The organism is Paenibacillus violae (assembly GCF_032461945.1).
Classification (GTDB): domain Bacteria; phylum Bacillota; class Bacilli; order Paenibacillales; family NBRC-103111; genus Paenibacillus_E; species Paenibacillus_E violae.
The window spans coordinates 570,043-596,762 of the sequence record NZ_JAWCUD010000001.1; the positions used below are offsets into that span (position 1 = coordinate 570,043).

29 protein-coding genes and 1 other annotated feature are annotated in these 26,720 nt (G+C 45.5%); of the genes, 26 read left to right on the plus strand and 3 right to left on the minus strand.

Annotated features, from left to right (window positions below):
- Positions 1 to 13: 13 nt before the first annotated feature.
- The 17 genes from ribE to RQP52_RS02420 all read left to right on the plus strand — a co-directional run bounded on the left by ribE (position 14) and on the right by RQP52_RS02420 (position 15,455).
- Entirely contained in the window at positions 14 to 685 is a 672-nt protein-coding gene (gene ribE / locus RQP52_RS02340) for a riboflavin synthase (protein ID WP_315949196.1), read from the plus strand.
- Between the two features lie 43 nt (positions 686 to 728).
- On the plus strand, positions 729 to 1,955 hold the full coding sequence (locus tag RQP52_RS02345; protein WP_315949198.1) for a bifunctional 3,4-dihydroxy-2-butanone-4-phosphate synthase/GTP cyclohydrolase II: 1,227 nt from the start codon (positions 729 to 731) through the stop codon (positions 1,953 to 1,955).
- 49 nt (positions 1,956 to 2,004) lie between these two features.
- Positions 2,005 to 2,475 carry a 6,7-dimethyl-8-ribityllumazine synthase gene (gene ribH / locus RQP52_RS02350; RefSeq protein ID WP_315949200.1) on the plus strand — a complete coding sequence of 157 codons (471 nt, stop codon included), beginning with the start codon at positions 2,005 to 2,007 and terminating at the stop codon, positions 2,473 to 2,475.
- Positions 2,475 to 3,113, plus strand: a complete 639-nt coding sequence (locus tag RQP52_RS02355) for a site-2 protease family protein (protein WP_315949201.1) — start codon at positions 2,475 to 2,477, stop codon at positions 3,111 to 3,113. The genes ribH and RQP52_RS02355 overlap by 1 nt, the downstream gene beginning before the upstream one ends.
- A 15-nt stretch (positions 3,114 to 3,128) precedes the next feature.
- On the plus strand, positions 3,129 to 3,920 hold the full coding sequence (locus RQP52_RS02360) for a segregation and condensation protein A (RefSeq protein WP_315949202.1): 792 nt from the start codon (positions 3,129 to 3,131) through the stop codon (positions 3,918 to 3,920).
- On the plus strand, positions 3,904 to 4,506 hold the full coding sequence (gene scpB, locus RQP52_RS02365; protein ID WP_315950364.1) for an SMC-Scp complex subunit ScpB: 603 nt from the start codon (positions 3,904 to 3,906) through the stop codon (positions 4,504 to 4,506). The genes RQP52_RS02360 and scpB overlap by 17 nt, the downstream gene beginning before the upstream one ends.
- A gap of 100 nt (positions 4,507 to 4,606) precedes the next feature.
- Complete coding sequence (locus RQP52_RS02370; RefSeq protein WP_315949204.1) at positions 4,607 to 5,308, plus strand: DUF2953 domain-containing protein; 702 nt, start codon at positions 4,607 to 4,609, stop codon at positions 5,306 to 5,308.
- A 116-nt stretch (positions 5,309 to 5,424) separates the two neighbouring features.
- Positions 5,425 to 5,919: a GerW family sporulation protein gene (ytfJ, locus tag RQP52_RS02375; protein WP_315949206.1), complete on the plus strand. Its 495-nt coding sequence runs from the start codon at positions 5,425 to 5,427 to the stop codon at positions 5,917 to 5,919.
- A gap of 155 nt (positions 5,920 to 6,074) precedes the next feature.
- Positions 6,075 to 7,268, plus strand: a complete 1,194-nt coding sequence (locus tag RQP52_RS02380) for a D-alanyl-D-alanine carboxypeptidase family protein (protein WP_315949207.1) — start codon at positions 6,075 to 6,077, stop codon at positions 7,266 to 7,268.
- A 24-nt stretch (positions 7,269 to 7,292) separates the two neighbouring features.
- Complete coding sequence (locus RQP52_RS02385; RefSeq protein ID WP_127451185.1) at positions 7,293 to 7,892, plus strand: nucleoside recognition domain-containing protein; 600 nt, start codon at positions 7,293 to 7,295, stop codon at positions 7,890 to 7,892.
- Positions 7,893 to 7,898: 6 nt separating this feature from the next.
- Positions 7,899 to 8,432: a spore maturation protein gene (locus RQP52_RS02390; protein ID WP_127451186.1), complete on the plus strand. Its 534-nt coding sequence runs from the start codon at positions 7,899 to 7,901 to the stop codon at positions 8,430 to 8,432.
- A 61-nt stretch (positions 8,433 to 8,493) separates the two neighbouring features.
- Complete coding sequence (locus tag RQP52_RS02395; protein ID WP_127451187.1) at positions 8,494 to 9,240, plus strand: pseudouridine synthase; 747 nt, start codon at positions 8,494 to 8,496, stop codon at positions 9,238 to 9,240.
- An 86-nt stretch (positions 9,241 to 9,326) separates the two neighbouring features.
- On the plus strand, positions 9,327 to 9,869 hold the full coding sequence (locus RQP52_RS02400; RefSeq protein WP_315949211.1) for a redoxin domain-containing protein: 543 nt from the start codon (positions 9,327 to 9,329) through the stop codon (positions 9,867 to 9,869).
- 18 nt (positions 9,870 to 9,887) lie between these two features.
- Positions 9,888 to 11,549 (plus strand): cytochrome c biogenesis protein ResB, encoded by a 1,662-nt coding sequence (gene resB / locus RQP52_RS02405; RefSeq protein ID WP_315949213.1) that lies wholly within the window; start codon positions 9,888 to 9,890, stop codon positions 11,547 to 11,549.
- Complete coding sequence (gene ccsA, locus RQP52_RS02410) at positions 11,546 to 12,805, plus strand: cytochrome c biogenesis protein CcsA (RefSeq protein ID WP_315949215.1); 1,260 nt, start codon at positions 11,546 to 11,548, stop codon at positions 12,803 to 12,805. The genes resB and ccsA overlap by 4 nt, the downstream gene beginning before the upstream one ends.
- Before the next feature lie 39 nt (positions 12,806 to 12,844).
- Positions 12,845 to 13,558 carry a response regulator transcription factor gene (locus tag RQP52_RS02415; RefSeq protein WP_127451191.1) on the plus strand — a complete coding sequence of 238 codons (714 nt, stop codon included), beginning with the start codon at positions 12,845 to 12,847 and terminating at the stop codon, positions 13,556 to 13,558.
- A gap of 1 nt (position 13,559) precedes the next feature.
- Positions 13,560 to 15,455, plus strand: coding sequence for a sensor histidine kinase (locus tag RQP52_RS02420; protein ID WP_315949218.1), 1,896 nt, complete (start codon positions 13,560 to 13,562; stop codon positions 15,453 to 15,455).
- A 125-nt stretch (positions 15,456 to 15,580) separates the two neighbouring features.
- Here the strand turns inward: RQP52_RS02420 and serA are convergent, their stop codons facing one another.
- On the minus strand, positions 15,581 to 17,161 hold the full coding sequence (gene serA / locus RQP52_RS02425) for a phosphoglycerate dehydrogenase (protein ID WP_315949219.1): 1,581 nt from the start codon (positions 17,159 to 17,161) through the stop codon (positions 15,581 to 15,583).
- Between the two features lie 73 nt (positions 17,162 to 17,234).
- Positions 17,235 to 17,467, minus strand: a binding site (T-box leader).
- A gap of 239 nt (positions 17,468 to 17,706) precedes the next feature.
- Between serA and RQP52_RS02430 the strand changes: the two genes are divergently transcribed.
- Positions 17,707 to 18,030 (plus strand): rhodanese-like domain-containing protein, encoded by a 324-nt coding sequence (locus tag RQP52_RS02430; protein ID WP_315949220.1) that lies wholly within the window; start codon positions 17,707 to 17,709, stop codon positions 18,028 to 18,030.
- Between the two features lie 77 nt (positions 18,031 to 18,107).
- On the opposite strand, the gene RQP52_RS02435 is transcribed toward RQP52_RS02430, so the two are convergent.
- On the minus strand, positions 18,108 to 19,028 hold the full coding sequence (locus RQP52_RS02435) for a hypothetical protein (protein ID WP_315949221.1): 921 nt from the start codon (positions 19,026 to 19,028) through the stop codon (positions 18,108 to 18,110).
- 90 nt (positions 19,029 to 19,118) lie between these two features.
- Between RQP52_RS02435 and RQP52_RS02440 the strand changes: the two genes are divergently transcribed.
- From RQP52_RS02440 to RQP52_RS02450, 3 genes are all read left to right on the plus strand, one after another.
- Positions 19,119 to 19,730, plus strand: coding sequence for a CPBP family intramembrane glutamic endopeptidase (locus RQP52_RS02440; protein ID WP_315949223.1), 612 nt, complete (start codon positions 19,119 to 19,121; stop codon positions 19,728 to 19,730).
- Complete coding sequence (locus tag RQP52_RS02445) at positions 19,727 to 19,930, plus strand: hypothetical protein (RefSeq protein WP_315949225.1); 204 nt, start codon at positions 19,727 to 19,729, stop codon at positions 19,928 to 19,930. Before RQP52_RS02440 ends, RQP52_RS02445 begins: the two co-directional genes overlap by 4 nt.
- Positions 19,931 to 20,036: 106 nt before the next feature.
- Entirely contained in the window at positions 20,037 to 21,695 is a 1,659-nt protein-coding gene (locus RQP52_RS02450; RefSeq protein WP_315949227.1) for a stalk domain-containing protein, read from the plus strand.
- A 60-nt stretch (positions 21,696 to 21,755) separates the two neighbouring features.
- On the opposite strand, the gene RQP52_RS02455 is transcribed toward RQP52_RS02450, so the two are convergent.
- Complete coding sequence (locus RQP52_RS02455; protein WP_315949229.1) at positions 21,756 to 22,613, minus strand: polysaccharide deacetylase family protein; 858 nt, start codon at positions 22,611 to 22,613, stop codon at positions 21,756 to 21,758.
- 165 nt (positions 22,614 to 22,778) lie between these two features.
- Between RQP52_RS02455 and RQP52_RS02460 the strand changes: the two genes are divergently transcribed.
- The 5 genes from RQP52_RS02460 to RQP52_RS02480 all read left to right on the plus strand — a co-directional run bounded on the left by RQP52_RS02460 (position 22,779) and on the right by RQP52_RS02480 (position 26,629).
- Positions 22,779 to 23,123: a hypothetical protein gene (locus tag RQP52_RS02460; protein WP_315949231.1), complete on the plus strand. Its 345-nt coding sequence runs from the start codon at positions 22,779 to 22,781 to the stop codon at positions 23,121 to 23,123.
- Positions 23,124 to 23,369: 246 nt separating this feature from the next.
- Positions 23,370 to 23,975 carry a genetic competence negative regulator gene (locus RQP52_RS02465; RefSeq protein ID WP_127451207.1) on the plus strand — a complete coding sequence of 202 codons (606 nt, stop codon included), beginning with the start codon at positions 23,370 to 23,372 and terminating at the stop codon, positions 23,973 to 23,975.
- A 133-nt stretch (positions 23,976 to 24,108) separates the two neighbouring features.
- Positions 24,109 to 25,611: a DnaB-like helicase C-terminal domain-containing protein gene (locus RQP52_RS02470; protein ID WP_315949233.1), complete on the plus strand. Its 1,503-nt coding sequence runs from the start codon at positions 24,109 to 24,111 to the stop codon at positions 25,609 to 25,611.
- A 95-nt stretch (positions 25,612 to 25,706) separates the two neighbouring features.
- Positions 25,707 to 26,402, plus strand: a complete 696-nt coding sequence (gene prsW, locus RQP52_RS02475) for a glutamic-type intramembrane protease PrsW (RefSeq protein WP_315949236.1) — start codon at positions 25,707 to 25,709, stop codon at positions 26,400 to 26,402.
- Between the two features lie 71 nt (positions 26,403 to 26,473).
- The gene (locus tag RQP52_RS02480) at positions 26,474 to 26,629 is read left to right on the plus strand and encodes a hypothetical protein (protein WP_164819461.1); all 156 of its coding nucleotides are present in this window, start codon (positions 26,474 to 26,476) and stop codon (positions 26,627 to 26,629) included.
- The last annotated feature ends 91 nt before the right edge of the window (positions 26,630 to 26,720 follow it).

The window sequence follows — 26,720 nt, forward strand, 5'->3', positions numbered from 1 at the left end:
ATGGAGGGCTGTCATGTTTACCGGCATTATTGAAGAAATCGGCCACATGCGCCGCATTCATAGCGTAGGTCAAGCTATGGTATTAACGATTGGCGCAAGAAAGATCCTTGAGGATGTTCATCTAGGAGACAGCATTTCGGTGAATGGCGTTTGTCTGACGGTCATTTCGTTTGACAACGAATCTTTCTCCGTAGACGTGATGCCGGAAACTTACCGCAAGACGAATTTGCGCAAGCTGCAAGCCGGAACGCGCGTGAATTTGGAGCGAGCGATGGCGGCGAACGGCCGTTTCGGCGGTCACATTGTGCAAGGACATGTAGATTCAACAGCAACGATTATTTCGCGGATTCCAGAAGAAAATGCGGTTGTTTATCGGTTCGAACCGGAGGATAAACACATTTTCCGATATATTATAGCTGGCGGCTCGATCACCATTGACGGGATCTCCCTTACGGTTGTCGATGTCACAGAACGCGATCTGGCGGTTTCCATTATTCCGCATACACTGGCTCAAACCGTTCTGCATGATAAAAAAGCAGGAGATACTATTAACATGGAATGCGATGTTCTGGGCAAATATATGGAACGACTGCTAAAGTTCGGTCCTGCTGATGCCTCAGCGGGTAACGGTAAAAAGCAAAGTACGCTATCAGCAAGCTTTCTGGCGGATCATGGCTTTATGTAAGGGTAATTAGCTTACAAAGATAGTTCGGTTAGGAGAGGTGAATATGACAGAAATAAAATTCAGCACGATCGAAGAGGCACTGAAAGATCTCAGTTTAGGGAAAGTAATTATCGCTGTGGATGACGAAGATCGCGAGAACGAAGGGGATTTTATTGCACTGGCGGATAAAACGACCCCGGAAGTGATTAATTTCATGATCAAAGAAGGCCGCGGGCTAGTTTGCACGCCGATTACGGAAGAACGGGCGAAAGAGCTTGACTTGCCGCCGATGGTCGCTAGAAATACCGATTATCATGGCACTGCCTTTACCGTTTCTGTAGACCATGTTGAGACGAGTACGGGGATTTCCGCACATGAGCGTTCAAGAACGGTTATGGGCTTGATCGATCCGGATACGAAACCGCAGGATTTCCGGAGACCAGGTCATATTTTCCCGTTAATCGCCAAAAAAGGCGGCGTACTTCGCAGAGCCGGACATACAGAAGCAGCGGTTGATTTGGCTGTTTTATGCGGCTCCTATCCTGCCGCAGTCATTTGTGAAGTCATCAAGGAAGACGGAACGATGGCTCGGGTTCCAGACCTGATGGAAATCGCTAAGAAACATGAGTTGTGCATCATTACGATTCAAGATTTGATTCACTATCGCAATCAACAGGAGAAATTGGTTGAGCGTGAAGTTGAAATTAAGCTGCCTACGGATTTCGGCACTTTTAAAGCAATCGCCTATACGAATCAACTGGATAACAAAGAGCATGTTGCCCTTGTCAAAGGAACAATTGATCCTTCCAAACCAACGCTGGTTCGTGTGCATTCCGAGTGTTTAACTGGCGATGTTTTCCATTCACATCGCTGCGATTGCGGTCCTCAACTCGATGCTGCATTAAAACAGATTGATGAAGAGGGCAATGGTGTATTATTATATATGCGACAGGAAGGTCGCGGCATCGGTCTGATCAACAAATTAAAAGCTTATGCTTTGCAAGAGCAGGGATTAGACACTGTAGAAGCGAATATTAAGCTTGGATTCGCTCCAGATCTTCGTGATTATGGCATTGGCGCGCAAATCTTGAAAGATCTTGGCATTACGCAGCTTCGCTTGTTAACGAACAACCCTCGCAAAATTAAGGGTTTGGAAGGCTACGGCCTCGAGGTCGTTGAACGCGTTCCGATTCAAATGGCAAGCAAAGAGGATAACGTAAATTATTTGCGGACCAAAAAACAAAAGCTAGGCCACATGCTGAGCTTCCATGATTCCGGCAGCGGGATCTGATCTTTCCACTTCAAATAACGGTTTTTATATAGAAAAGGAGAATTTAATCATGGCTACAATTTATGAAGGACATTTAGTATCGCAGAATTTGAAATATGGTATTGTCGTAGGTCGTTTCAATGAATTTATTACTTCCAAATTGCTTGGCGGCGCGCAGGATGCTTTGAAACGCCATGGCGTGCAAGATAGTGAAGTGGATATTGCTTGGGTACCGGGCGCGTTCGAACTTCCGCTTATTGCTCAAAAAATGGCGGAGAGCGGGAAATATGATGCTGTTATTACCCTCGGCGCTGTCATTCGTGGTTCAACGCCTCACTTTGATTATGTGTGCAGTGAAGTTGCAAAAGGTGTATCTGCCATTAACTTGAAAACAGGCATTCCAACAATCTTTGGTGTTTTAACGACAGATTCCATCGAGCAAGCTGTTGAACGCGCGGGAACGAAAGCAGGCAACAAAGGTTGGGAAGCGGCAGTAACGGCAATTGAGATGGCCAACTTGACGAAACAATTCACTTCCTAATGCTTTCTTATTATCATCTGGAATCACTGCTTCCCAGGCTGCTCGCTTTCCTGATTGCTATGACGCTCCATGATGCTGCACATGCAGGAGTTGCTTGGCTGCTCGGTGACCGGACAGCCCGGGACAGCAAACGCTTATCGCTTAACCCCTTGGTACACTTAGATGCCTTGGGGTTGGCGATGATTGTTTTTGGTCCATACGGCTGGTCGAAGAAAATGCCGGTAGAGGCTATGCAGTTTAAAAAGCCAAAACTTTATCTTACAATTGTGTATGCAGCAGGTCCTTTTACCAATTTGCTGCTCGCTTTGTTTTTCTGGTGGCTCTACTTCTTTCTTCCTGCCTTTTTCGGAGGAGCATCCGAGTCGATCACCGTGGAACAATGGCGAGTCTATTTGCAGTACGGCGTCATTGTCAATCTCATGATTTGTCTTATACATATATTACCGCTTTATCCGCTAGATGGTTGGTATATCCTTAAAGGCCTTATTCCTTCGAAAAATCAAAGATGGATGGACCGCAATCAGCTTTATGCACTTTTTCTTGTCATTGTTTTGATGATTACACCTATCGGCCAATGGGCGCTGGAACGTATTTATCCGTTTGCCGCACAGTTTGTTATGAATATATTTTCACTATGACAAGGGGGAGATGACATGAAAGTTACCTATAAGTTAGAAGCTTTTGAAGGCCCCCTTGATCTTTTGCTTCATCTTATCGATAAAAATGAACTCGACATTTATAATATTCCTGTCAAAGAAATTACAGATCAGTATTTAGCTTATGTACAAGCCATGCAAGAGCTGGAGTTGGAGATTACAAGTGAGTTTCTAGTGATGGCCGCTACACTTCTCTCAATCAAAAGCAAAATGCTGCTGCCTAAGCCGCCTGTTATTGAATTTGACGAATATTTTGATGATATGGAAGACGAGCTTGATCCTCGTGCAGAGTTGGTCGCTAAACTTATTGAGTACAGAAAGTACAAGTCTATCGCTGATATGCTTAGAGATAAAGAAGTAGAGCGGAGCCTGGTGTATACCCGTGAGCCTGAGGACTTGACGCCATTCCTGCCGCATGTGCAGGAGAACCCTGTTGAAGGGTTGGACGTTGCTGATTTGCTATTCGCTTTTCAGCGTACGCTTCGCAAGCTTGTGAACCGTAATATTGTTACTAGAATTCGAAGAGACGAAATTTCCGTCAAAGAACGGATTAGAGAGGTTATAGATTTGCTAAAAGTGAAAGGCGGCAAACTGCTTTTCTCGAAATTATTCGATTATGAAATGACTCGAGAAGAGATCGTCGTCACGTTTTTGGCCATTCTTGAATTGATGAAAATGAAAAAAGTCGTATGTTATCAATATCAATTATTTGAAGATATCGTGATTCAAGCCAAAGAGGAGGTTTCAGACATTGACACTCAGTTTTCCACAGATGAAATCGATTATTGAGGGACTCCTCTTTGCCTCTGGTGACGAGGGATTGGATGCCAAACAAATAGCTGAGGTCATGGAGCTTGATTTGTACATTGTTCGCGACTTGCTTAAGGATATGCGCACGGAATTTAAACGCAAGGGAAGGGGAGTCCAGATCGTTGAGGTAGCCGGTGCTTACCAGTTAACGACTTTGGCTGAGCATGCGCCATATTTTGAGCGACTGGCTTATACACCATCACGTTCATCCTTATCGCAAGCTGCACTTGAGACCTTATCCATTGTTGCTTATAAACAACCCATTACCAGAGTAGAAATCGAAGAGATACGCGGCGTGAAATGTGATCGCGCTTTGGCTACACTTGTAGGTAAAGATCTCATATTGGAAGTCGGACGCGCTGATGCGGTAGGGAAACCGATCTTGTATGGCACATCCAAACAATTTCTTGAATATTTCGGGCTCAGCTCCATCCAGGAACTACCGGATTCAGGCAGCTTCCAAGGGGAATTTGATCTGGAAGAAGAAACTCGCATGTTGTTTGATCGGATGGGCGGGGATCAGAAGCAGATTACACTCGAGGATGTTTCGGAGGAAACCGAGTAACGGTAAATGCATTTCATTTCCTAAATTAGCTCATACTAACTCTACTTGCCAGAAGATATCTTCCGGCTGTGGAGTTTTTTTGTTAAGGGGGAGAATGGGGTTGTTGTGGGTAGGATTCGTACTTCTAATCGTCATCCTTGCCATTATCATTGTGCTGCTCAGTTTCATTCGGGGAGAGTTCTATTTCTCCAGAGTGAAAGATAATGACACACTTACTGTGGAGATGCGTGCTTTATTTGGATTAATCCGTTATCGCTATGTCATCCCCATCATCCAGTTCAAGGGATTCACGAAAGGGATCCTGGTTAAATCGGAAATTGTGAATAAAACATATGCAAAGCTGAAAGATGAGAGCAAGGATCACATTACGAAGGACAAAGTAATTCAATTTTATAAAGAAACCAAAGATTTGCTTGTTCATACGCTTAATTTGTATGATTGGACGAAGCAGACTTTAGCAAGAGTTGAGTGTACGGAGTTAAAATGGGTAACGCGCGTCGGTGTGGGAGATGCTCCGGAAACCGCTATTACGACGGGAGCCATCTGGGGGATTAAATCGTCGCTCTTAGGCTTTATAATGCGCTATGTTCAGGTGAGGGCAACGCCGCGGGTAGACGTGATTCCGCAATTTAATGAGAAACACTTCTCAACGGAAGTACGGGTCGCCGCCCGAATCCGCGTCTGGCATATGGTTTTTGCAGGCGTCAGGCTGATGGTCAGGGCTGCTAAAGTAAAAGGCGGCCTACGCACCTGGATTCAGTTGGCTCTGAAAGCAAGGTCAAGATTTAAAACAGCTTCGTGATGTACATAACGATATTCCTCTAAGGGTACTCTAAAAAAGAACCAATATTGGTCTTAGACACTTAAGCTTCCGATGCCAGTTTTTAATGGCGAAAAACGCTAAGGAGGAATATTATCATGTCAGAACACCCGATTCAAGGACTCATGAAAGTCGCCATGGAAAATATCAAGGAAATGGTCGACGTTAACACGATTGTCGGAGACCCTGTTGAAACCCCGGATGGCAGTGTCATTATGCCGATATCCAAAGTCGGTTTCGGATTTGCAGCAGGCGGCAGCGAGTTCGTGACCGATTCCGAAATTGAGATTGAAGGCGGATCGATGGGCAAAAGCGATGCGCTGAACGCGAAGGTTGCCCTTCCATTCGGAGGAGGCAGCGGCGGTGGGGTCTCGATTACACCAATTGCCTTCCTCGTTGTTGGCAAAAATGGCGTTAAAGTTGTTCCTCTCGACAACCAAACGCATATTCTGGAACGCCTCATAGATTCTGCGCCGCAGGTTGTAGATCGTATTCAAAGCATGGTCAAGGGCTTTAACACGAAAGCGGGCACAGTCGGAACCAACGGCGCCAACAACGTAACGAATATCGAGAATCAAAATTTCATCGTATAAGAATCGGTTCGTCTGGGCTGTCCTCTGTGACAGCTTTTTTTTTTGTCACAAACGCCGCCTTTTGTAATTAACAGGACTTGGACATATCCCCATTTCATAAGCATATACTTGTACAAAGTTTTTGTCTTGTCTATTTGGTAAGTAGGGGGATAACGATGAAGAAAAGAGTCGGGTTCATCATCTTATGCAGCGCATTGATCAGTCTATTGCTCGCACCTTGGGCGCAAGTGGAAGCAGCGCCGCCAGGCATTCGTACCAATGCGGTTGGTGCCTCGCTCATTGACGTGGAGTCTGGACGCATCCTTTATAGTGAAAAAGGGGACACGCCTATGCGGATTGCCTCCTTGACCAAAATTATGACAGCCATTATCGCGATTGAACAAGGGAAGTTGAATGATAAAGTAAAGGTTAGCAAAACAGCTTTCGGCAAAGAGGGCTCATCCATTTACCTGAAGCTGGGCGAAGAGATGAGACTACATGATATGCTGTATGGCTTGATGCTGCGCTCGGGGAATGACGCAGCTACGGCCATTGCCGAATATGTAGGCGGAAGCGTGGAAGGCTTCGTCTATCTGATGAACGAGAAAGCGCGTTCTCTTGGCATGGATCATTCGCATTTTACGAATCCATCCGGACTTGATGAAGGCGAAGGGCACCGTTCCAGTCCTAACGATATGGCCAAGCTTACGGCTTATGCGCTCAAGAATCCGGTGTTCAAGGAAATTGTTTCGACTAAGCTGAAAAAGGTACCAAACCCGAACGAAGCTTGGGATTATTCGTGGTTGAACAAAAACAAGATGCTCTCTCTTTTTGAAGGAGCTGACGGTGTGAAAACAGGGTATACGAAGCTTGCTAAACGCTGCCTTGTTTCTTCAGCGACCAGGAACGGCCAACAACTCGCCGTCGTCACGCTTAATGATGGCGATGATTGGGCCGATCATGCAAGGCTGCTGCAATACGGTTTTACATATTATCCGCTGCAGACGATCGTCAACAAAGGCGATGCCGTTGAAGGAACGCCATGGGTAGCAGGTAGAACGTTCTCTTACCCGCTAGCGGAAGACGAAGCGGCTCAGTTGACGCATCAAGTGAAACTGGTCGACCCTTCTTCCACGGCATACCGGTTGGCTGAGCGGGGAAGCATACAGTTTTCATTGCAGCAGCAACTGATTCAATCAGTGCCGCTATACGATAAAGCGAGTCCATTATTACAAGCGCAGACCCAGTCCACGTTCTCTTTTCAAGAGAGTAAGCCATATCAAGAAACGCTGCTCACCCATTATAGCTTAATTTGCCGGATGTTAATTCAGGAGTTGTTTTCAATCTCTAGATCAGAGTGGGCGGACTAGAGGGCTCACAAGGAGGCCATCGATATGGTGAATTGGATTTGGTTGTTTTTTATCGTCATCGGCTTCGTTGTTGCTGCTTTGAATGGAAATGTTGAAGCCGTTACGCAAGCTGCTTTCGACGGCGCGAAGAGTGGTGTGACGGTCTGCTTCGGACTCATTAGTGTGCTTGTTTTTTGGATGGGGATGATGCGAATTGCCGAGGATGCCGGTCTTCTGAGCAAGCTTGCCAGATTATTGCAGCCTGCGGTGCGATTTTTGTTTCCAAGCGTCCCCAAAAACCATCCGGCTATCGGTTATATCATGTCGAATATGAGCGCTAACATTTTAGGTCTGGGCAATGCGGCAACGCCAATGGGGATTAAAGCCATGCAAGAGCTGCAAAAGTTGAATGCTGATAAAGATACGGCAAGTACAGCCATGTGTACGCTGCTTGCGCTGAATACGTCAAGCATCACGTTAATTCCTACAACGTTAATTGCCATACGTATGAATTACAATTCCGTCAATCCTGCAGAGATCGTGGGTACGACGCTGATTGCTACGATAATCTCGACGGCTGTTGCTATTTTTGTGGACCGATGGTACCGAAGGTCTCGCTCACCCATCCCTCCGCTGAAAGGATGATTCCGCATGTATGCCTTCGTTTCGCTCATCTCGGCATGGGCTATTCCCATCATGATCGTGTTCATTCCTTTATATGCGGCCTATCGTAAGGTGCCTGTCTATGAATCGTTCGTTGATGGCGCCAAAGAGGGCTTTGATACGGCGATTAAAATCATTCCGCATCTAGTCGGTATGATGGTCGCCATTTCCGTCTTCCGTGCTTCGGGGGCGATGGATTTGTTAATCGGCTGGATGCGGCCATTCTTTGAAAGCATCGGAGTTCCTACCGAAGTGCTGCCGCTGGCGATTCTACGACCGATCACAGGAGCTGGTTCGCTCGCTTTTACGACCGATTTGATCGAGCAATTTGGTCCGGATTCGATGATTGGCCGAATTGCTTCTACCGTTCAAGGCAGCACGGATACAACCCTGTATGTAATTACCGTGTATTTTGGAGCGATTGGCATTCGTAAGGCAGGATATGCCTTGAAGGTCGGGCTTATTTCAGACATTGTCGGCTTTGTTGCATCGATTGTCATCTGTTATTTAGTGTTTAGCTGAACCGGCGCTCTTGTGATTTGCAGTCAACTCCGTTATCATTAGCTTGAGGTGAAAGCGGATAATGGAAAGACTGCAAAAGGTATTAGCCGAAGCGGGGGTCGCATCCCGCCGGAAATGTGAAGAAATCATCACTGCGGGGCGTGTACAAGTGAACGGTGAAGTTGTCACGACGCTTGGCGTTAAGGTGAACCCGGCTGAGGATGAAATTAGAGTCGATGGAAGAGCTATCGGCCAACAAAAGAAGATTTATGTGATATTACATAAACCGAAGGGTGTCATTACAAGCGCGACGGACCCTGAGGGACGTAAAGTGGTTACAGACTTCTTGCCAGGCATAAAAGAACGCGTGTATCCAGTCGGACGATTGGATTATGATACGGAAGGCTTGCTCATTTTAACCAATGACGGGGAATTTGCTCATCTGCTCACGCATCCTAAACATCATGTGCCGAAGACGTATCAAGCAACTGTCAAAGGAGTGCCGCACGGGACGTTATTAGACAAGCTAAAAACGGGCATACAGTTAGAAGACGGGATGACAGCGCCGGCTGAGGTTGAGTATGCGGATGTGAATTTAGAGAAGAATGAGTCCGTCATTCAGATAACGATCTACGAAGGCAGGAATCGGCAAGTGAGACGGATGTTCGAAGCGATTTCCTTCCCGGTGATTCGATTGAAACGGATTAAATTCGGTCCAATCTTTCTTACAGGGCTGCCAAGAGCGAAGTTTCGCCACTTGACGCCCAAAGAGGTTGAAGAGCTTAGGAACGAGGCTCTCAAGACACATAACGTTCAAAAAGGCCAATAAGAATTGGCCTTCTTTTCGTTATAATAAAGGTATTACCCTATGTGAAAAATCTAACATAGCTAAAGAAAAAGTGAAGGTGATTAATCGTGGGTGCAAGAAAGAAATGGGTACAGATCGGGATCTTTGCGATCGTGCTTATTATTGGCGTGTTTACCATTATTACGAATTTGTCGGCTTCTGATAGTAAAAAATATCCCCAAGTTGGCGACAAAGCGACGAACTTCTCATTAGTCGGCTTAGATGGCAAGACGCATGAGCTATCGGAATACAAGGGAAAGCCGGTTTTAATTAATTTCTGGGGTACTTTTTGTCCGCCATGTAAAGAAGAAATGCCTGCTCTGCAAAAGCAGTATGACAAATGGAACAAAGAAGGCGTTATTTTCTTGGAAGTCAATGTCGACAAAAACAAAGTGACCGTTCAAGGTTTCATGGATCAGTATAACTTGAATATGCCTGTGCTGCTGGATGCGAAGGAAGTTGTACGCAAGCAGTATGGCGTAATGGACTATCCGACGACCTTCTTTATCGGCGCAGACGGCAAAGTAGCCGTCAAAAAAATTGGGCAAATGACCGAAGCTTTTGTCGATGAAACGCTTTCGAAGCTTGTCTTAATAGAAGTGAATGCTTAGAGTTTTCAGGAGGTCATCATGTTCTACAACACCAAATGCGATTGTGGGCATCAGAACCCCACAGGAACTACGCTCTGTGAATCCTGCGGGAATCCGTTGATCGATACGGATGGCAGAGATATACTCGAAATGCGCTATGACGGTATGGCCCGCCGATCGCAGAAATCAAACCCCTCAATTCTAGATAAAGTCTGGAATTTCTTCTCCTCGGTTAAAATAGCGGTATGGATTATTTTCATCACTTTGCTGGCTTCTGCCGTTGGGACGATATATCCGCAGGAAAACACGTTTTTGGATATGGATCCTGCGCAATATTATTCGGAAACGTACGGGAAATTGGGAACGATTTATCATTTTCTCGGACTCTCGCACACCTTCAGCTCATGGTGGTTCATCACGTTGCTATTTATGATTGGGACGTCACTTGTCATCTGCAGTTTGGATCGCGTTTTACCGCTCTACCGAGCATTATCCAAGCAGCAAATCCGTAAGCATCTTAATTTCTTGACACGGCAAAAGGTGACGCTTGTGACCGATTTGCCGCCAGGAACGGATGAAGAAGCGTGGACCGATAAGTTAGGCGTGCTTTTACGCAAGAAAAATTACCGCATACATAGGGACGGGACGGCACTGCTTGCCGAGAAATACCGTTTCAGCCGTTGGGGTCCTTATATTAACCACATTGGTCTTATTATTTTTCTGATCGGTGTCTTGATGAGAAGCATCCCAGGTTGGCATATGGATGAGTATATGGGTATTTTGGAAGGTGAAACCAAAGCCATCCCCCATACTTCTTATTTTATAAAAAATGAAAAATTTACTTTAGAGCTTTATGACGAAAAAGATTTGCCTGAAAGCATAAAGTCCAAGGGTCAAATCGTGCCCAAAACGTATGAAACTCAAGCTGTCTTGTATCATTGCTCAGCGAATTGTGATGATTCAACGAAAGAGCCGGTCTTAGAAGAAGTACATAAAGCGAATATTCTGGTGAATCATCCTCTGGATTATAAAGGCTTGCAAGCGTATCAATTTGACTACAAAGCGACGCCGCTTCTGATTTCGGTCAAACCGACTTTGAGCAATCCAACAACAGGTGAAACGTATGGAAGTTTCGATTTGCCGATGAATAATCCGAAGGATGTTTATCAAGTTGGTCCTTATAAGCTGACTTTAAAAGGGTTCTTCCCTGAGTTTGGCTTAGAGAAAGGACAACCTATCTCCAAGTCGAATGAGCCGAAAGCCCCGGCATTTATTTTTAGCATCACAGGCCCGGGATTGGCGGCAAATGGTGAACCGTATTTGTATTTCCCAAGACAAATTGATAAAGAAGCGTTCTCCCAAGATACGATTAACGGTGCGATCAGCCAGAAGCTAAAGATTGCCGTTGGAACGATGGAAGGCGTACAGTTTGCCAACTATACGACTTACCTTAACATTCGTGTTGACAAAGCTATGCCTTATATCTGGGTAGGATCTGCGATTTTCATGATTGGGGTCATTATGGGCTTCTACTGGCAGCATCGCCGTATCTGGATCCGCATCGACGAAGGTAAACTTACGCTCGGCGGACATACGAACAAAAACTGGTTCGGCTTACGCAATGAGGTTGCAGCAGCCTTGAAGAAAAATAATTTGGACATACTGCCGAAATCATTAGACAATGGAGGGAACCAGGGGTGAATGTCAATTCAGTCAGCAGCACCTTTTTACTTATCGCATTTTTCGTTTACCTGGCAGCATTTTTGCTTTTCGTCCTCTCGATTACCGGGAAAAAGTGGAGTAATCGTGATCCGGAGCAGCATCAGAAACAGTGGGGTTTCGCAGCCTTCCTGACATCTGTTGTCGGATTTGCTTGCCAAGTGACGTTCTTCTTTACAAGATGGGCGGAAGGAAATCACATTCCGACTTCGAATATGTACGAATTCATGACCTTCCTGGGAATGATGATCATGTTCGCTTTCTTGATCGTGTATCTCATTTATCGAACGCCTGTACTTGGTGTTTTCGCATTGCCGATCGGCTTTATTATCATAGCGTATGCCTCTGTCTTCCCGAGCGAGGTTCAGCCACTGATTCCTGCACTGCAAAGTTACTGGCTGAAGATCCATGTAACGACAGCGGCAACCGGTGAAGCCTTCTTCGGCGTCGGTTTTGCTGGCGGGCTTATGTATCTCCTGCGTGCAGTGGACTTTAAAGGTACCACCCAAACAGATAAGCGTGAACAAAGAGGCGTAGAGCTAACACTCTTTTTTATCTTGATGCTAATCGCTTTTATTGCTTCTATTTTTACATTTAACGGTTCGGGATATAAAGCTGTATTCTCCAAAGAAGTGACGGTTATGGATGCGCAAGGACAACAGCAAACAAGCATTCAAAACGAGACTTTCGTATTGCCTCCAATTGTGAAGCCTTACGATACGAAGGTTGTTGAAATGAAGCCGTTCCTCGGCATGACAGAACCGTTGTTTACAGCACCTTCCTGGATGGAAGGCGCAAGCGCAGGGCGTAAATTTAATACTGTGATTTGGTCTGTGCTCGGAGGTCTTGTGCTTTACTGGCTTGCCCGACTGATTGCACGCAAACCGTTAGGGGCCGCTATTGGCCCGATCGTGAAAGGGATGGATCCAGAAGATCTCGATGAAATCAGCTATCGCGCTATTGCCATCGGCTACCCGATTTTCACATTGGGCGCATTGATTTTTGCGATGATTTGGGCTCAGGAAGCGTGGGGACGATTCTGGGGCTGGGATCCCAAAGAAGTATGGGCATTGATTACCTGGTTATTTTACGCCGTATTTTTACATCTTCGTTTATCCAAAGGCTGGCAAGGCAAGAAATCAGCTTGGTTAACCGTTATCGGCTTTATCGTGGTTATGTTTACGTTAGTTGGGGTAAACCTTGTTATCGCTGGGCTGCACTCCTATGCAGGTGTATAAAACAAATCGAACTTAATTTAGATAAGGATGTGAAGCTCCATGGAAATGAAAGCTAGCATACTCGTTGTTGATGATGAAGAACGAATTCGGAGACTGCTCCGCATGTATTTAGAAAAAGAAGGTTATATCATTGAAGAAGCAGAGGACGGAGAGAATGCCCTGCGCATGGCGACAGAAACGGACTATGACCTGGTGCTTCTCGATGTCATGCTCCCTGGAATCGATGGGATTGAAGTGTGTGCGCGCCTTCGCCAGGTGAAATCTACGCCAGTCATCATGCTGACCGCCAAAGGGGAGGAAACGAACCGTGTCAGCGGATTTGAAGTGGGGGCGGACGACTATGTCGTGAAGCCATTCTCTCCACGCGAAGTGATTTACCGGGTTAAAGCGATTCTGCGCCGTTCCTCAGCTACAGCCTATTTGTCAAAGGATGCAAGCTCAAGCAACAATATTGTGTTTCCTAACCTGATTATTGAACATGATGCCCATCGTGTAACGGCAGGTGGCCAGGAAGTAGCGTTGACGCCAAAAGAATACGAACTGCTGCATTACTTGGCTGTGTCACCGGATAAGGTTTTCTCGCGCGAGGAGCTCTTGAAGGATGTTTGGAACTATGAATTTTTTGGAGATTTGCGGACGGTCGATACCCATGTCAAAAGACTCCGCGAAAAATTAAACAAAGTTTCCCCGGATGCTGCTGCGATGATTACGACCGTGTGGGGAGTAGGCTATAAGCTAGAGGTGCCTAAATAACGTGTTTATATTCAGAAGCGTCGTAGGTAAGCTTTGGTTGACCATCATTGGCCTAGTTGGGGTAGTACTGCTCATACTAGGTCTTTTTCTTGTGAATTATATGGAAAATTATTTTTCCCAAGCCAAGGATCAAACCGCCAACATTGAGAAGCTGGCTCGGAATTTTTCAGAAGAAGCCTCTCATCATATGTATAATGAACAGTTTTATCAATTGAGCAATGAACTTTTGGGTTTCCAAGATGCGAAAATGCTGGTGATTTCCAAGGATATGAAGGAAATGGCGTTGCCATCCACCCTAGGAAATACGTTAGGCGGTTTCCACGCCAGGGATCTGTACACGGATGTTGAACTGCAGCGTGTATTTGCTGGTGAAACCATCGATAAATCAATTAACAAGTCCAAAATTGGTCGTTTAAAAGCTGGTGAGGAGTATCTGGTTGTGGCTGTTCCGCTGAAAAATTTGCAGGGCAGCATTGCCGGAGCGACGATTATTTATCAATCCTTGCAATCTCTCGAAGCGACACAGTCCTACATGCTCAGATTGTTTATTTATGTGTCCATTGTTGGTTTTCTGATGACAACCTTTTTTGCTTTCTTCCTGTTCGCCAAAATCACAAGACCGCTTCAGCAGTTGAAAAAAGCGGCGGATTTCATAACCAAGGGAGAATACGGGACTAGAGTACCTATTATCTCCAAGGATGAAATTGGTGAATTGGCAAAAACCTTTAACCATATGGGAGAGAAAATGCAGGAGAGTATCCGTGAACTTTCCCAAGAGAAAGAGCACTTATCCAGCATCTTGCACAGTATGACCGATGCGGTAATCACCTTGGATGCGAATGGGTCTGTTATGCTGACGAACCCGCAAGGGGAGAAAATCGTACAGGAGTGGAGCACCATCGAGTGGTCGGAGGATGATGAGGAAACCAAACGCTACCGTAAGCCGGATACGGCTCTTGGTGATTGGGGATTAACAAGCTACAGCAATCCCTTCCTGGTTCCGATTCCCGTCCCGCTCATCCCGCTGTTTGAAGCGGTTGTGGACGAATCATCGGAAGCCGCCACAAAGCTGCACGTGCAGAACGGTGTATGGTCTGTTGCCATGACGCCCTTATACATGAGCGAGCAAAGCGAAGAGGTGCGCGGCGCGGTAGCGGTTCTCCGTAATGTGACGGAGGAAGAGCTCCTCGACAAACTGCGCAAAGATTTTGTGGCGAACGTATCGCATGAGCTGCGTACGCCGATCTCGATGCTGCAGGGCTATAGTGAAGCCCTGCTGGATGATATCCCCTCCACGCCGGAAGAGCGCGTGGAGCTTGTGCAGGTCATCCACGACGAGTCGCTCCGTATGGGGCGCCTCGTCCGTGACCTGCTCGATCTGGCGCGGATGGAGGCAGGCCATCTCGAGCTTGTGTTCAGGGAGGTCGAAGTCGACTCCCTGATCCGGCGCATGCACCGCAAATTTTCGGTGCTGGCCAAAGAGCGCGGCATCGCGCTAAGCGTGGCACTGCCGGAAGACCCCCTCATCCTCGAACGAGGGGATGAGGACAGGCTCGAGCAGGTGCTGACGAACCTGCTCGATAATGCTTTCCGGCATACGGCTGCAGGGGCCGGTATTGCCGTGAAAGCAGAGCGGGCTAAGTATAAGAATAAGCCCGCAATTCGCATTGAGGTCTCCGACGAGGGGCAGGGGATACCTGCCAATGACCTGCCGTTCATCTTCGAACGGTTCTACAAAGCCGATAAAGCCCGTACACGCGGCTCATCGGGAGGTACAGGTTTGGGCCTTGCCATCGTGAGAAATATAATAGAATCGCATTTCGGGATCGTTACAGCCCAAAGTGTGCTGGGGCAAGGAACAACGTTTACGATTTTACTTCCTTGCGAACCCATATAATGTCACAAATTCGACACAAAAGAGGCGTTTGCTGTGAAAACTCACAGCAAACGCCTTTCATTTTGTAGAATATTCAGACAAAATCTTGTTGTTCGTGAAACACTTTGTACCTTGAAGCGAGTGGTTTATACTTTAAGCGCACGAACATTCACGATTTCGGCTTGGGTCGACAGCTCTGCCAACACTTCAGCAGGAGCGGATTTGTCGATTGTCAGAACCATGATAGCGGAACCGCCGATCACTTTACGACCTACTTGCATCGTTGCAATGTTCACGTTATTGCTTCCAAGGAGTGTACCTACGCGACCGATGATCCCTGGTTTATCATTGTGGGAGATAAGCAGGAGGTTTCCTTCAGCAGCGAAGTCAACCGGATATTGATCGATACGTACGATACGTTCGCCATAACCGGAAAGCAAAGTTCCAGCAAGCGTTTTTTCTTCTTGTTTAGTTTTTACGGTAACTGTGACAAGGTTTGTAAAAGAGCTGGATGTATTAGATGTTTGAACGACGATGTTCACATCGCGTGATTTAGCCAAGTGCATCGCGTTTACGATGTTGATGCCTTCCAATTGGTTCTCGAATACACCTTTAACAATGTAACGAGTTAATTGGCTTGTATCTACATCAACGAGATCGCCTGCATAATTGACGACAATTTCAGATACAGCGCCTTGTGCGATTTGACCCAGGATTGAACCGATCTTTTCGCCAAGCCCGAAGTATGGTTGAAGTTTGTTCAAAACGTTCGCCGGTACAGGCGGCAAGTTAACCGCATTTTTGAATGGTTCATTGCGCAGGATATGAAGAACTTCTTCAGAAACGTCGATTGCAACGTTTTCTTGCGCTTCAATCGTAGAAGCACCAAGGTGAGGAGTGACGATTACTTTTGGATTGTTCAAGAACGGGTGATCCTTTTGCGGAGGCTCTACCTCGAATACGTCAAAAGCAGCTCCAGCTACGATGCCTTGATCAATAGCTTCAATCATCGCCATTTCGTCAATAATTCCGCCGCGAGCACAGTTGATCAGGCGCATACCTGGTTTCATGATCTCGAATTGAGGCTTGGATATCAAGTGACGTGTTTCTGGTGTAAGTGGTGTATGAACCGTGATGAAGTCGGCTTTCGCAACGATTTCATTAACAGTCCCGAGCTTAACTCCCAGTTTCTCAGCGCGCTCTTCCGTCAAGAATGGGTCATACCCGATAACTTCCATGCCGAATACTTTCGCGCGTTTTGCCACTTCGCTACCGATACGTCCCATTCCGAGGATACCCAGTGTTTTGTTGCGAAGCTCAACACCGATAAATTTACGGTCCCATTCGCCGCCGACTGTTTTCTTATACGCTTGTGGAATCATACGAGCTGCAGACATCATCATGGCAAAAGTAAGCTCACAAGTTGCAATGGTATTGCCGTCTGGCGCATTGATCACAATAATACCGCGTTTTGTTGCAGCTTCCAGATCAATGTTGTCGACGCCTACACCAGCGCGGCCGATTACTTTCAATTTAGACGCTGCCGTCATAATTTTCTCTGTTACTTTCGTTTGGCTGCGAACCAGGAGAGCATCATATTCGCCAATGATGGCAACTAGCTCATCTTCGGATAGTCCCGTTTGTTTTACCACTTCAACATCAGCTGCATCATAAAGCATTTGAATTCCCATGTCACTAATTGGATCGGATACTAGAACTTTATACATCATTCGAACCTCCTTAGAATATGAACATAAAAAAAACTCCCAACCCTCCGGAACAGACACGGATGTCTATATCCAAAGGGACGAGAGATTGCTTTCGTGGTACCACCCTAGTTCGCTGCCCATTCGCATGAGAAGCCTCAATCGGTCTTGCGACCTGGAACTGTAACGTGTTCCTGTTCCGATTGCATCTACTTTCGTTCAATGCAATAACTCTGGAGTGCTCCGCAAAATGTTCGCTACCGATTCGCACCAACCATCGGCTCTCTGAAAACTACTTTACTTGCTTGGCTCCGTCAACGCTTTACTGTGATAGAATTTTCATTAGATTACCATGCTGTTGAAATCGTGTCAATACATGTCGAATCATTTTCATCAAATTCACATGAAAGCCATATTTGACAATCGATGCGAAAGCATTTTTGTTTATTTTAAAGCAAGGTTCCTCAGAAAGCAATGGTATTTTTGCTTGAATTTTACTACGATTTTCGCTAATGTACTGGATAAATAGTTATTGCATTGCTGCAGCTTAGAAAGGAAGTGCCATAGTGGAGATTGCGAGTATTCACCCGCAGAAGTTTGTTGAAGCGCTGGATCAAAAGACATTGAAGGATAGCGTCATTATCGACGTGAGGGAACCCCATGAATGGGATTATTATCACCTGGATGAAGCGAAGTTGATTCCAATGGGACAAATCCCGCATCGTTTAGGAGAACTGCCGGAAGATCAGGACATTTATCTCGTATGTGCACATGGTGTGCGAAGCTATCGGGTTGCCGAGTATTTGCAAGAGAACGGCATAGACCGCGTTATTAATGTTGACGGTGGAATGGCTGCAGTAGGGATGCTGCGAGGATTTCAATACGACTGAGTATCATTTTTGGCACCAAAAAGGAGTTAAGCACCTTGAGGCCGCTTAACTCCTTTTTGCTCATGTTATGTATTCGCTTAAGTGACATCCGAGAAGAAAGGAAGCTGTGGCAGCGGTTCGTTCGCATACCATTTGGCTTTGCCTTTCACAAAATCGCCGGATCGAACGGCATTCGTACTAAGCAGTAGGTCCATCGTTTGATTGACGTCATTGACGTTCAGTTTCTTGGCTTCTCCCGAGGCGATAAATTCATCTATACGAATCGTCAAATCCTGCGGGTAAAAAGGAGCAAACGATTTGTTTTTCAACAACTTTGTTGTGATATACAGATTTTTGACATTTAAGTTCATTGCACGCCATTGATCTAAGTTCGCATTATTATTAGGATCGAAGTTTTCAATATCAGGATCGATTGTGCCATTCCAAGCAACAATAGAATCAAAGTAATTTTTCTGTGCTGTTAGCGCTTGTGTTTTGGCTTCTACGAAATATGCATCTTTTTGTATAGCATCAAGCAGCTGTGGTCCGCTTAGCCCATTGGCTTTGCTTTGATAACCTTTCAACGTATCCGCAAAAAGCTTCAAGCTTTTGAGATATCCTTGATGCGATTGGACGAGAAGCGGCGAGGTTGCCGGCATATTTTTGCTTTGGAGGGCGGCATATTTCTCGTCAGCCAGCTTGCTCAATTCTTTGAGAACGGCCGAGGCATCGACAGTTGAATTGCCGGCTTCGATTTGACTCATCAATTCAAACCATTTATTCTGAAATTCCCTAAAGGGCAAAAAGATGGTATGGTAATAAGAAACGAGAACTTGCTGGTCGTAGGCCCCATATTCTTGAGCAACCGCTTTATCAGCGTGCAATATTTTCTCGTATTTCTGATCCGATTTTTCCTGCCCGATTTTCAAACCGTAGAAGAAGGCGCCAAGGATACAAACAAGCATAAAGATAAACATGAGGGCAAATAAATAATCAGTGCGGGTAAGACGCTTATCCATAATCAAGCTCCTTATTCTCTCTTTTTCTTTTAACTTAGTATAGGTGAAATAGGTATAAAAGGGAATATGTGAGGAAAGAGGCTGCATCCTATGAAAAAATTCGATTTTAAGAATATCCGCTTCGGAAAAGTCGATGTGAATGATCTCAATGACCGAACTTTACTGCTCAATCTGTACATAACCCAACTACTTACGCTTATTATCGGAATAAGCATCATTTTTTTTCAGAGCAATCATAACTTTATTTCCATGTTCACGATTCAGGGCGGTTGGAAAATCCCGATTTGGGGGACTTTATTTGCAATAGCCGTTCTTGGGATTGATATGTTAATCTCAAGGTGGGTGCCCAAAGAAGTGTCTGATGACGGCGGAATCAATGAGATGATTTTCGGAAGACGTCCGATCTGGCATATCGCGCTCATTTCATTTATTGTTGCCATATGCGAGGAAGTACTATTTCGCGGAGCCATTCAGCATGCCTGGGGACCTTATTGGACCAGTATATTGTTCGCGGCGATCCATATCCGTTATTTGCAGCATTGGCTCATGACAGGGATGGTGTTTAGCATAAGCTACGGCCTCGGCTGGATTTATTTACAAACGGGGAGCCTCTGGACACCGATTATTGCCCACTTCATTATTGACTTTGTCATGGGATGCATACTTCGTTATGGTAAGGAGGAGGAAGAACAGAGCACATGAATGCAGAGGGAAAAATGCCTTCTCGTTCTCAACGAAGGACGATTGAAATGGAGGAAGATGACACCTATTTACCGCCGCGGAAAGCGGTGCATCCCTCTGAACGGGGAAAATGGACCCAAATCTTTTACGTTACACTGCTGTGGTTATTTGTAATTCTTGTCATTAGTTTAACGATATGGGGCATCAGGTACTATTCATAACATTTGCCAGTTGAGCTAAGTTTGTATTAAACAAATAGAGAAGCTATGATAGATTCATAGCTTCTTTTTTTATGGGCTCATTTTGTCATGGGAGGATTTAGCTGCAATGAATGCGATTCAAGCGAGAAGAAAATGGACTACTTCGGTAAAAATAATAGCTGCGCTTTTTGTTTTATTATCCAGTTTCATTTGGCCGTCAAAGCCGTCTTACGCGTTTTCCTATGGGTATTTGGCTTATCCGCAGGGAAATGTAGGCTTATTGAGACCGGATATCGGGGTGGATTTAGAGTTAAGTGAAGGGAAAACGCCAGACAGCTATCATTTTTATCTCAATGATCAGGAAGTGAAAGCCACTTACGATCCTGTTTCTGTTAAATATGTGTACCAACCCAAGGAAGATTTGGCACCAGGCACGTATTCTGCTCGTTTGTCTTTTAAATTTGACGGTTATGAACCTGTTCAAATGAATTGGAGTTTTACGGTGGTAAAAGGAGCTGCTACACCATCTCCGGAGACAAGCCAGGAGCAGCAAGCAGGCTTGCAAGCGATTAATGACTATCGGCTTAAAATGGGCTTACCCCAAGTGAAGTTCAGTGATGCCCTGAATCTAGCGGCTCAAAAGCATGCACAATACTTATCGCAAAACAAAATTGATCCGATAAAAACAGCAGTATCCCTGCATGATGAGGATCCGGCGCTGCCAGGCTATATCGGAAAGTCTTTAAAAGAGCGCTCGCAATTTATCGGATACGCTCGTGCGAGCAGTGAGGATGTTGCTTACAATCAGGTTTCGCTCGTTGAAGCCATTGATAGTTTATTTGATGCGCCTTATCATCGAACGCCATTTATGGTCCCTGGTCTCGTCGAAGTAGGTGTTTATCGAGTAGGAGCCTATCATGTGATTGAATTTGGATTTTCAGATGGAGTAGCGCCTGATCTTGTTGTTTCGCCAGGAAGCAACGACGTTTATGTGCCAACCATCTTCGATGGACACGAAACGCCTGATCCGCTTCGTAATCATACCGAAGCGGCCTATCCGGTCGGCTATCCAATTATGGCTTCAATCAATGGGCCGGACGTGAAGAAAGTGAGTTTGGACGAGGCAGAATTAAAGGATGAAAACGGCAAAGCTGTAAGCCTGATGAAGAACGTACCTGGTACAGACGATCATCTGGATACAGAGGTTATCCTGATGCCTACTAAACCGCTGGCGTTGGATACGACCTATGAAGCGAAAGTTAAACTAACAGCAACTATGAAGGATGGCAGCACCAAGTCTTATGCCAAGGAATGGACATTCCGCACAGAGCCGCGCGAGGGATTAGGGGTACTCAAGTTGCATAGTGATTCAGCTTCATATATCCTGCAAATGGGCAATTTCGGACTAAATCGAAATCATACCGTTTCCTTTGCCTTGTCCGGTGATAAATATGTTCTTGACCTCATCCCGTATACGATGAAACAGAAGCCATATATTCAAGAAGGTACCTCGTTTCTATATATTCGAGATCTTGCCGCGGCTCTTGGTGCAACGGTGGAGTGGGATGATAAGTTAAAGGCTGCGGTATATAAGAAAAAAGACAAAACGATCATGTTCTATACAAACCGTGATGCGTATAGCTTGAATGGGGTGGAGCATCAAACAGGGGACGCGGCCAAGTTGGTTAATGAAACAACGATGATCCCGGTTCGGTTGTTGTCGGAAGCGCTTGGAGCGAAAGTCACCTATGTCGAGAGCTCGAAAACGGTCAATATCAGCTATTAATTAAAAAAGCTTTGCAAGCCCCTGTGTGTTTCGATAGGGAGCTGCAAAGCTTCTTTTGTCTTATCTCATTTCGAGCTCAATAGCATTGGGATCCACGAACGAATACCCTTTCTCCTCTAGCTGCGTAAGAAGGGTGTCCAGAGCTTTGACCGTCCAAGGCAATTCATGCATAAGAATATTGCTGCCGCCGTGCAGCTGCTTCATGACATTCTCGATGACTTTGTTCGGATCATTTTTATTATTGGTCATTTCCCAATCCAATGAACCGTTAGACCAAGTCATATAGAGCATATGATTTGCTTTGATTTTAGCTTTCAAATAGTCATTGCCCGAACCGAATGGCGGACGGAAAAATTGCGGAGCTTGCCCCGTCAAGTCTTTAATCGCTTTTTGAACATCGTCCACTTGCTGATCAATTTTGGCATTCGGCATGTCTTTCATATTGTCATGATCCCAGGCATGGTTGCCGATGATATTGCCGCTTTCATGGACGAGCTTGACAAGCTCGGGCTTTTGCTTAATCCGGTAGCCGTTGAAAAAGAAAATCGCCTTCGCGTTATGTTTTTTGAGGATGTCGATTAACGATTGATTCATCTCTTGCTCTTTGGGTCCATCATCAAAAGTCAGGAGGATAATTTTCTTGTTTCCGTTAGGGTCATTGGGGACGATATCATAATTTTTGTTCATATGATAGTCCTTCTTAACTTCTAGCGGGACTGCTTTCGTTGGCTCCGGCGTAGGTGTGGGAGCTGGTGTTTGGGTAGGTGCCGCCGTAGGAGTAGGGCTAGCAGCTGTCGTAGCTGCCATTGTTGGTGTCGCACTGGTTGTGGAAACTGGGCTTTTGGCCGGTTGGCTTTCACTGCAGGCAGTTAGGAATATCATCATGCTGATCAACAGGACACTGGCTTTGTTAGTCATTTCTCGTTCTCCTCAGGCAAATTAACTTCTTACGTCTCTCCTTATAGTACCACATTTCTTCCAGAACATATCTCCTTTGTTTTCCTCTTGTTGGGACGTATGCCCTCTCTTCAACTCGCGCAACCTATGAAGGATTCATACTAAATTAACATGGAGGGAGACCCAATGAAGATAGGTACTTTCTTGTTAGGTGGCATTGCCGGAGCGGCAGCGGTCGTATATCTGAATCGCAAAAGTAAATCGATGTTGTTCTCCGCGTTCAGCTCATCCAGTGAATCGATGGGGAAAGTAGTGGATAAAGCGAAAGATACCTTTGCGAGCAAATCCTTTGGCGATTCACCGGTCCGGAATTTCTCAAGTGCAAGCACCAATTCGAGTGCTAACTCAAGCGCAAGCACAAGCGGAGGGCTCAGCCAGGTTGAAAAAATCGTGAAGGAAGATCCGCATTTGAGTGTGACGGTCAACGAAATTTTGCAAGCCAACAAAGAAAATACGTCGTCAATTCAATAAAAACTCGCAACAGGCACAGTCAGGCAAACCCACGGGGCCGGCTGTGCTTTTTCTTTTATACATAACTTGCGCGTGCAATTGGAATCAAATAGTGTTAACATGGTAGGTGAAAACGATAAAAGAATACTTGTCCAAATCGTACTTCAAGGTTCACATTTTTATTTTTTTATCATATTCTGTTTTAATAAGATGACCATGCTTTCGATGCAAGCTTTCCAATCGGAAGGCTCAAAGGAGGATCCTATCATGAAAATAGAACGCTTAAGTCAGGATAAGATACGGATTTTCCTAACATTCGATGACTTAACTGAACGCGGAATTCAAAAGGACGACATGTGGAGAGAAATCCCCAAAGTACACGAACTATTCAGTGAAATGATGGATCAGGCTTATTCAGAGCTCGGATTTGACCCGTCCGGACCTCTAGCTGTTGAGGTGTTTGCATTGCCAGCCCAGGGAATGGTTGTCATTGTAACAAGAGGCAAGCTTGATTTGTATGCGAATTCAGATTCGTATGACGATCATGAAGCTGAAGAAGTGTATGAGATGGAAGTAACGCTTGAACAGAGCGATTTGGTCTCCTATGCGTTCCGTGATTTTGAAGATCTGCTGCGTGTCTCCAAAGTAATCAATCCGCTTCTTATTGAGGGCGGTACCCTTTATTCCTACAAAGGGAAATATATTTTACAACTAGAACCTGTTGACCTTGAAGATACGAAGTACCAAGCGTTAATCGCGGTCCTGTCCGAATTCGGGGAAGCTGCTTCCGTAACACAAGCGGTGCTTGAAGAGTATGGGAAGACGATTATTGCCGATGACGCCGTGAAGGTGCTCTGTCAGCACTTTAAATAAAGGCCTTCCCTCTTTTTCTTTTGTTGTTGAATGAAACAAGCATCTTCAAAAACAACCGTTTTTGTTGATGCTTTTTTTAATTGGATAGAAAGTGGTTTTGCATCCTTGCGAAGAGATGATGGGGGAGTAAATCATGACGAATTTAGAGCATAAACGCCTGGCGCCGACATTGGCAGCGGTTGATTTGGACAGTTTGCTTAGCTATTACCAGAAACAGATGAGAGAAGAAGCATATTTGTACTTGCAAAAAAGGGGAATCACCGAGGAGACCGCTCAATTATTCCGGGTCGGTTTTGAAATCGGAAAAATTGGGTTCTACGTCGATCAGAATCAGTTAGGCGATTATTTTGAGCACAGAGTGATCTTGCCAATCCGTAATTACGAGGGTGAGATTGTCGACTTAATCGGACGCTCGATTGACAATAAGGAACCGAAATACAAGGCTTTGTACGGGGTTGATCAATACCTTTTTAATTACGCCGCCTTGGAAGATTCCGATGAAGTCATTTTGTGCAGCGGCATTTTCGATGTGCTTTCTCTTACGCAGGCCAAAGTCCCGGCTGTTTGTGTGCCGGATTACGGGATATTCAAAGAGCACCATCTCTCCCTTTTTACGGGAAAACGCGTCTATATATGTATGGGGAACGATGAGTACGGGCGGAGAGAGTCTACACGGATTGAATCTGTTCTGAGAGAGCAGGGGAACGAAACCTATATTATCTCCTTGCCTGAGACCATTCGTGACATCAACGATCTATTCGTAAGAGCTAAAAACCCGGTCGAGGCACTCCTTGAGTTGGTGAATCAGTCTGTTGAAGAGGCTATGTTAGCTCCCGTAGCGCCGGATATCAAGAATAGCACGGTTTATTTGGAAGAATATATGAAAAGATTCCGCGGGCAAGTAGCCTCTATTCGAACGGGCTTTGATAAGCTGGACACGCTCCTATTCGGTGGCTTTGGCAACGGTTTGTACCTTCTTGCAGGGTCAGGATCCATTGGTAAAAGCATGTTGCTGAAACAAATGGCTGATCATATCGCACTTGAAGAAACACCGGTTATATTTGTTTCCTGGGACATGACGAATTTCGAATTGTGGTCTCGCAGCATTGCGCGGATTATCGGCGTAGCGCCGCAGAAAGTGCTAGGAGGAAAAATAGATCCTGAACAAGTGGCTGAGGCGAATAAACAGTACGGCAAGATCAGTAAAATGCTTTGGATGCTTGAGTGTACGATAAGTACAACGCTGGAACAAGTAGCCGCCAATATTGAGCGAATCGCCGTCATCGTGGGCAAAGAACCCGTCATTTTCATTGATCATTTGCAGCGAATTCCGATGGGTGAAGCCGCGGCGGCATTAACTTGGCAGCAGCAGCAAGCAGCCATCGCATTTACGCTTAAGCAATGGTCACGGGAATGGGATTGCCCGATTATCGCAGCTACCGCACTGGAGTTAGGTCAAGATAACGTTCCAGACCGCGTGCAGGCATCTGCCGATGTCGTGATGATCATGCAGCCTGTTGCATCGGATGTGGATCGTCAACAAGCGATCTCGCTTGCATTAACGAAAAACCGAAATGGCACAATAGGGAATATCCCTCTTGTTTTCCATAATGATTGTGCACTCTTTACGGAATAAATCATAGAAAAGTCATTTCAAAATGACTATAATGGAATTTGACATGACTGTACTGAGGGTACTTCATAACTTCTAGCATAAGGGGGAAGCCGCATTTGCAAATACTACCGATTGTTCTTGCAGCCGTAGCCCCAGGCCTCTCACTGCTTGCCTATTTTTATCTAAAAGATAAATACGAAACTGAACCCATCCATTTGGTTATCCGCATGTTCTTATTTGGTGTGCTGCTTGTATATCCGACGATGGTGCTTCAGAATGCTTTGGTTCAAGAATTTGGCGAGGGAACTTTTATTTCATCGTTTCTCCTTTCCGGGGGCATTGAAGAGTTCATGAAATGGTTCGTTCTGTATCATCTGATATTCAGACATGAAGCATTTGATGAACCCTATGACGGTATCGTATACGCGGTTGCGGTAAGCTTGGGTTATGCGACATTAGAAAATATCATCTACGCATTTTTGAATGCAGCATCTTTCTCTGCGCTTATGATCCGCGCTTTGCTGCCGGTTTCGGCGCATGCTCTCTTCGGTGTCATGATGGGTTATTACTTGGGCAAAGCCAAGTTCGTTCCTCACAAAACCCAAAAGTATCTGTGGTTCTCGCTTCTGTTGCCTATCTTTTGGCATGGATTGTTTGATTACATTTTGCTCTTCTTCAAATCCAACTGGATCTGGGTCATGATTCCGGTTATGACATTTCTGTGGATTCGGACGATTTGGCGGGTGGACCGGGCGAATGCTCATTCGCCATTGCGCGTCGCATCAGCAGATGAGAAGATTAAAATGAGTTAATTTGGGCAATACTGGACTGTATAGAACGCGATTCCTGGCTCATAGAGCTCGGAAGCACCGGGAGGGTGTACATGTCCATAACACGAGTGAAAGTAAAGATCCGCTGTAGACAGTGCGGGGAAAAGTTCGTGCTGAAAGGAAAAAGAGAAAAAGGTAAAATCGAAACAGGATTTAGGCAATGTATTTGCAGCAATGAGCATGACTTTGAAATAGAGACGGATGAATAACGAGAGGCCATTCTTTACGAATAGGCCTCTTTTTGTTGTCAATCTTGTATAAACCTGTCTATCCACGCAAAAACTAAGCGCAAGTTTAGGG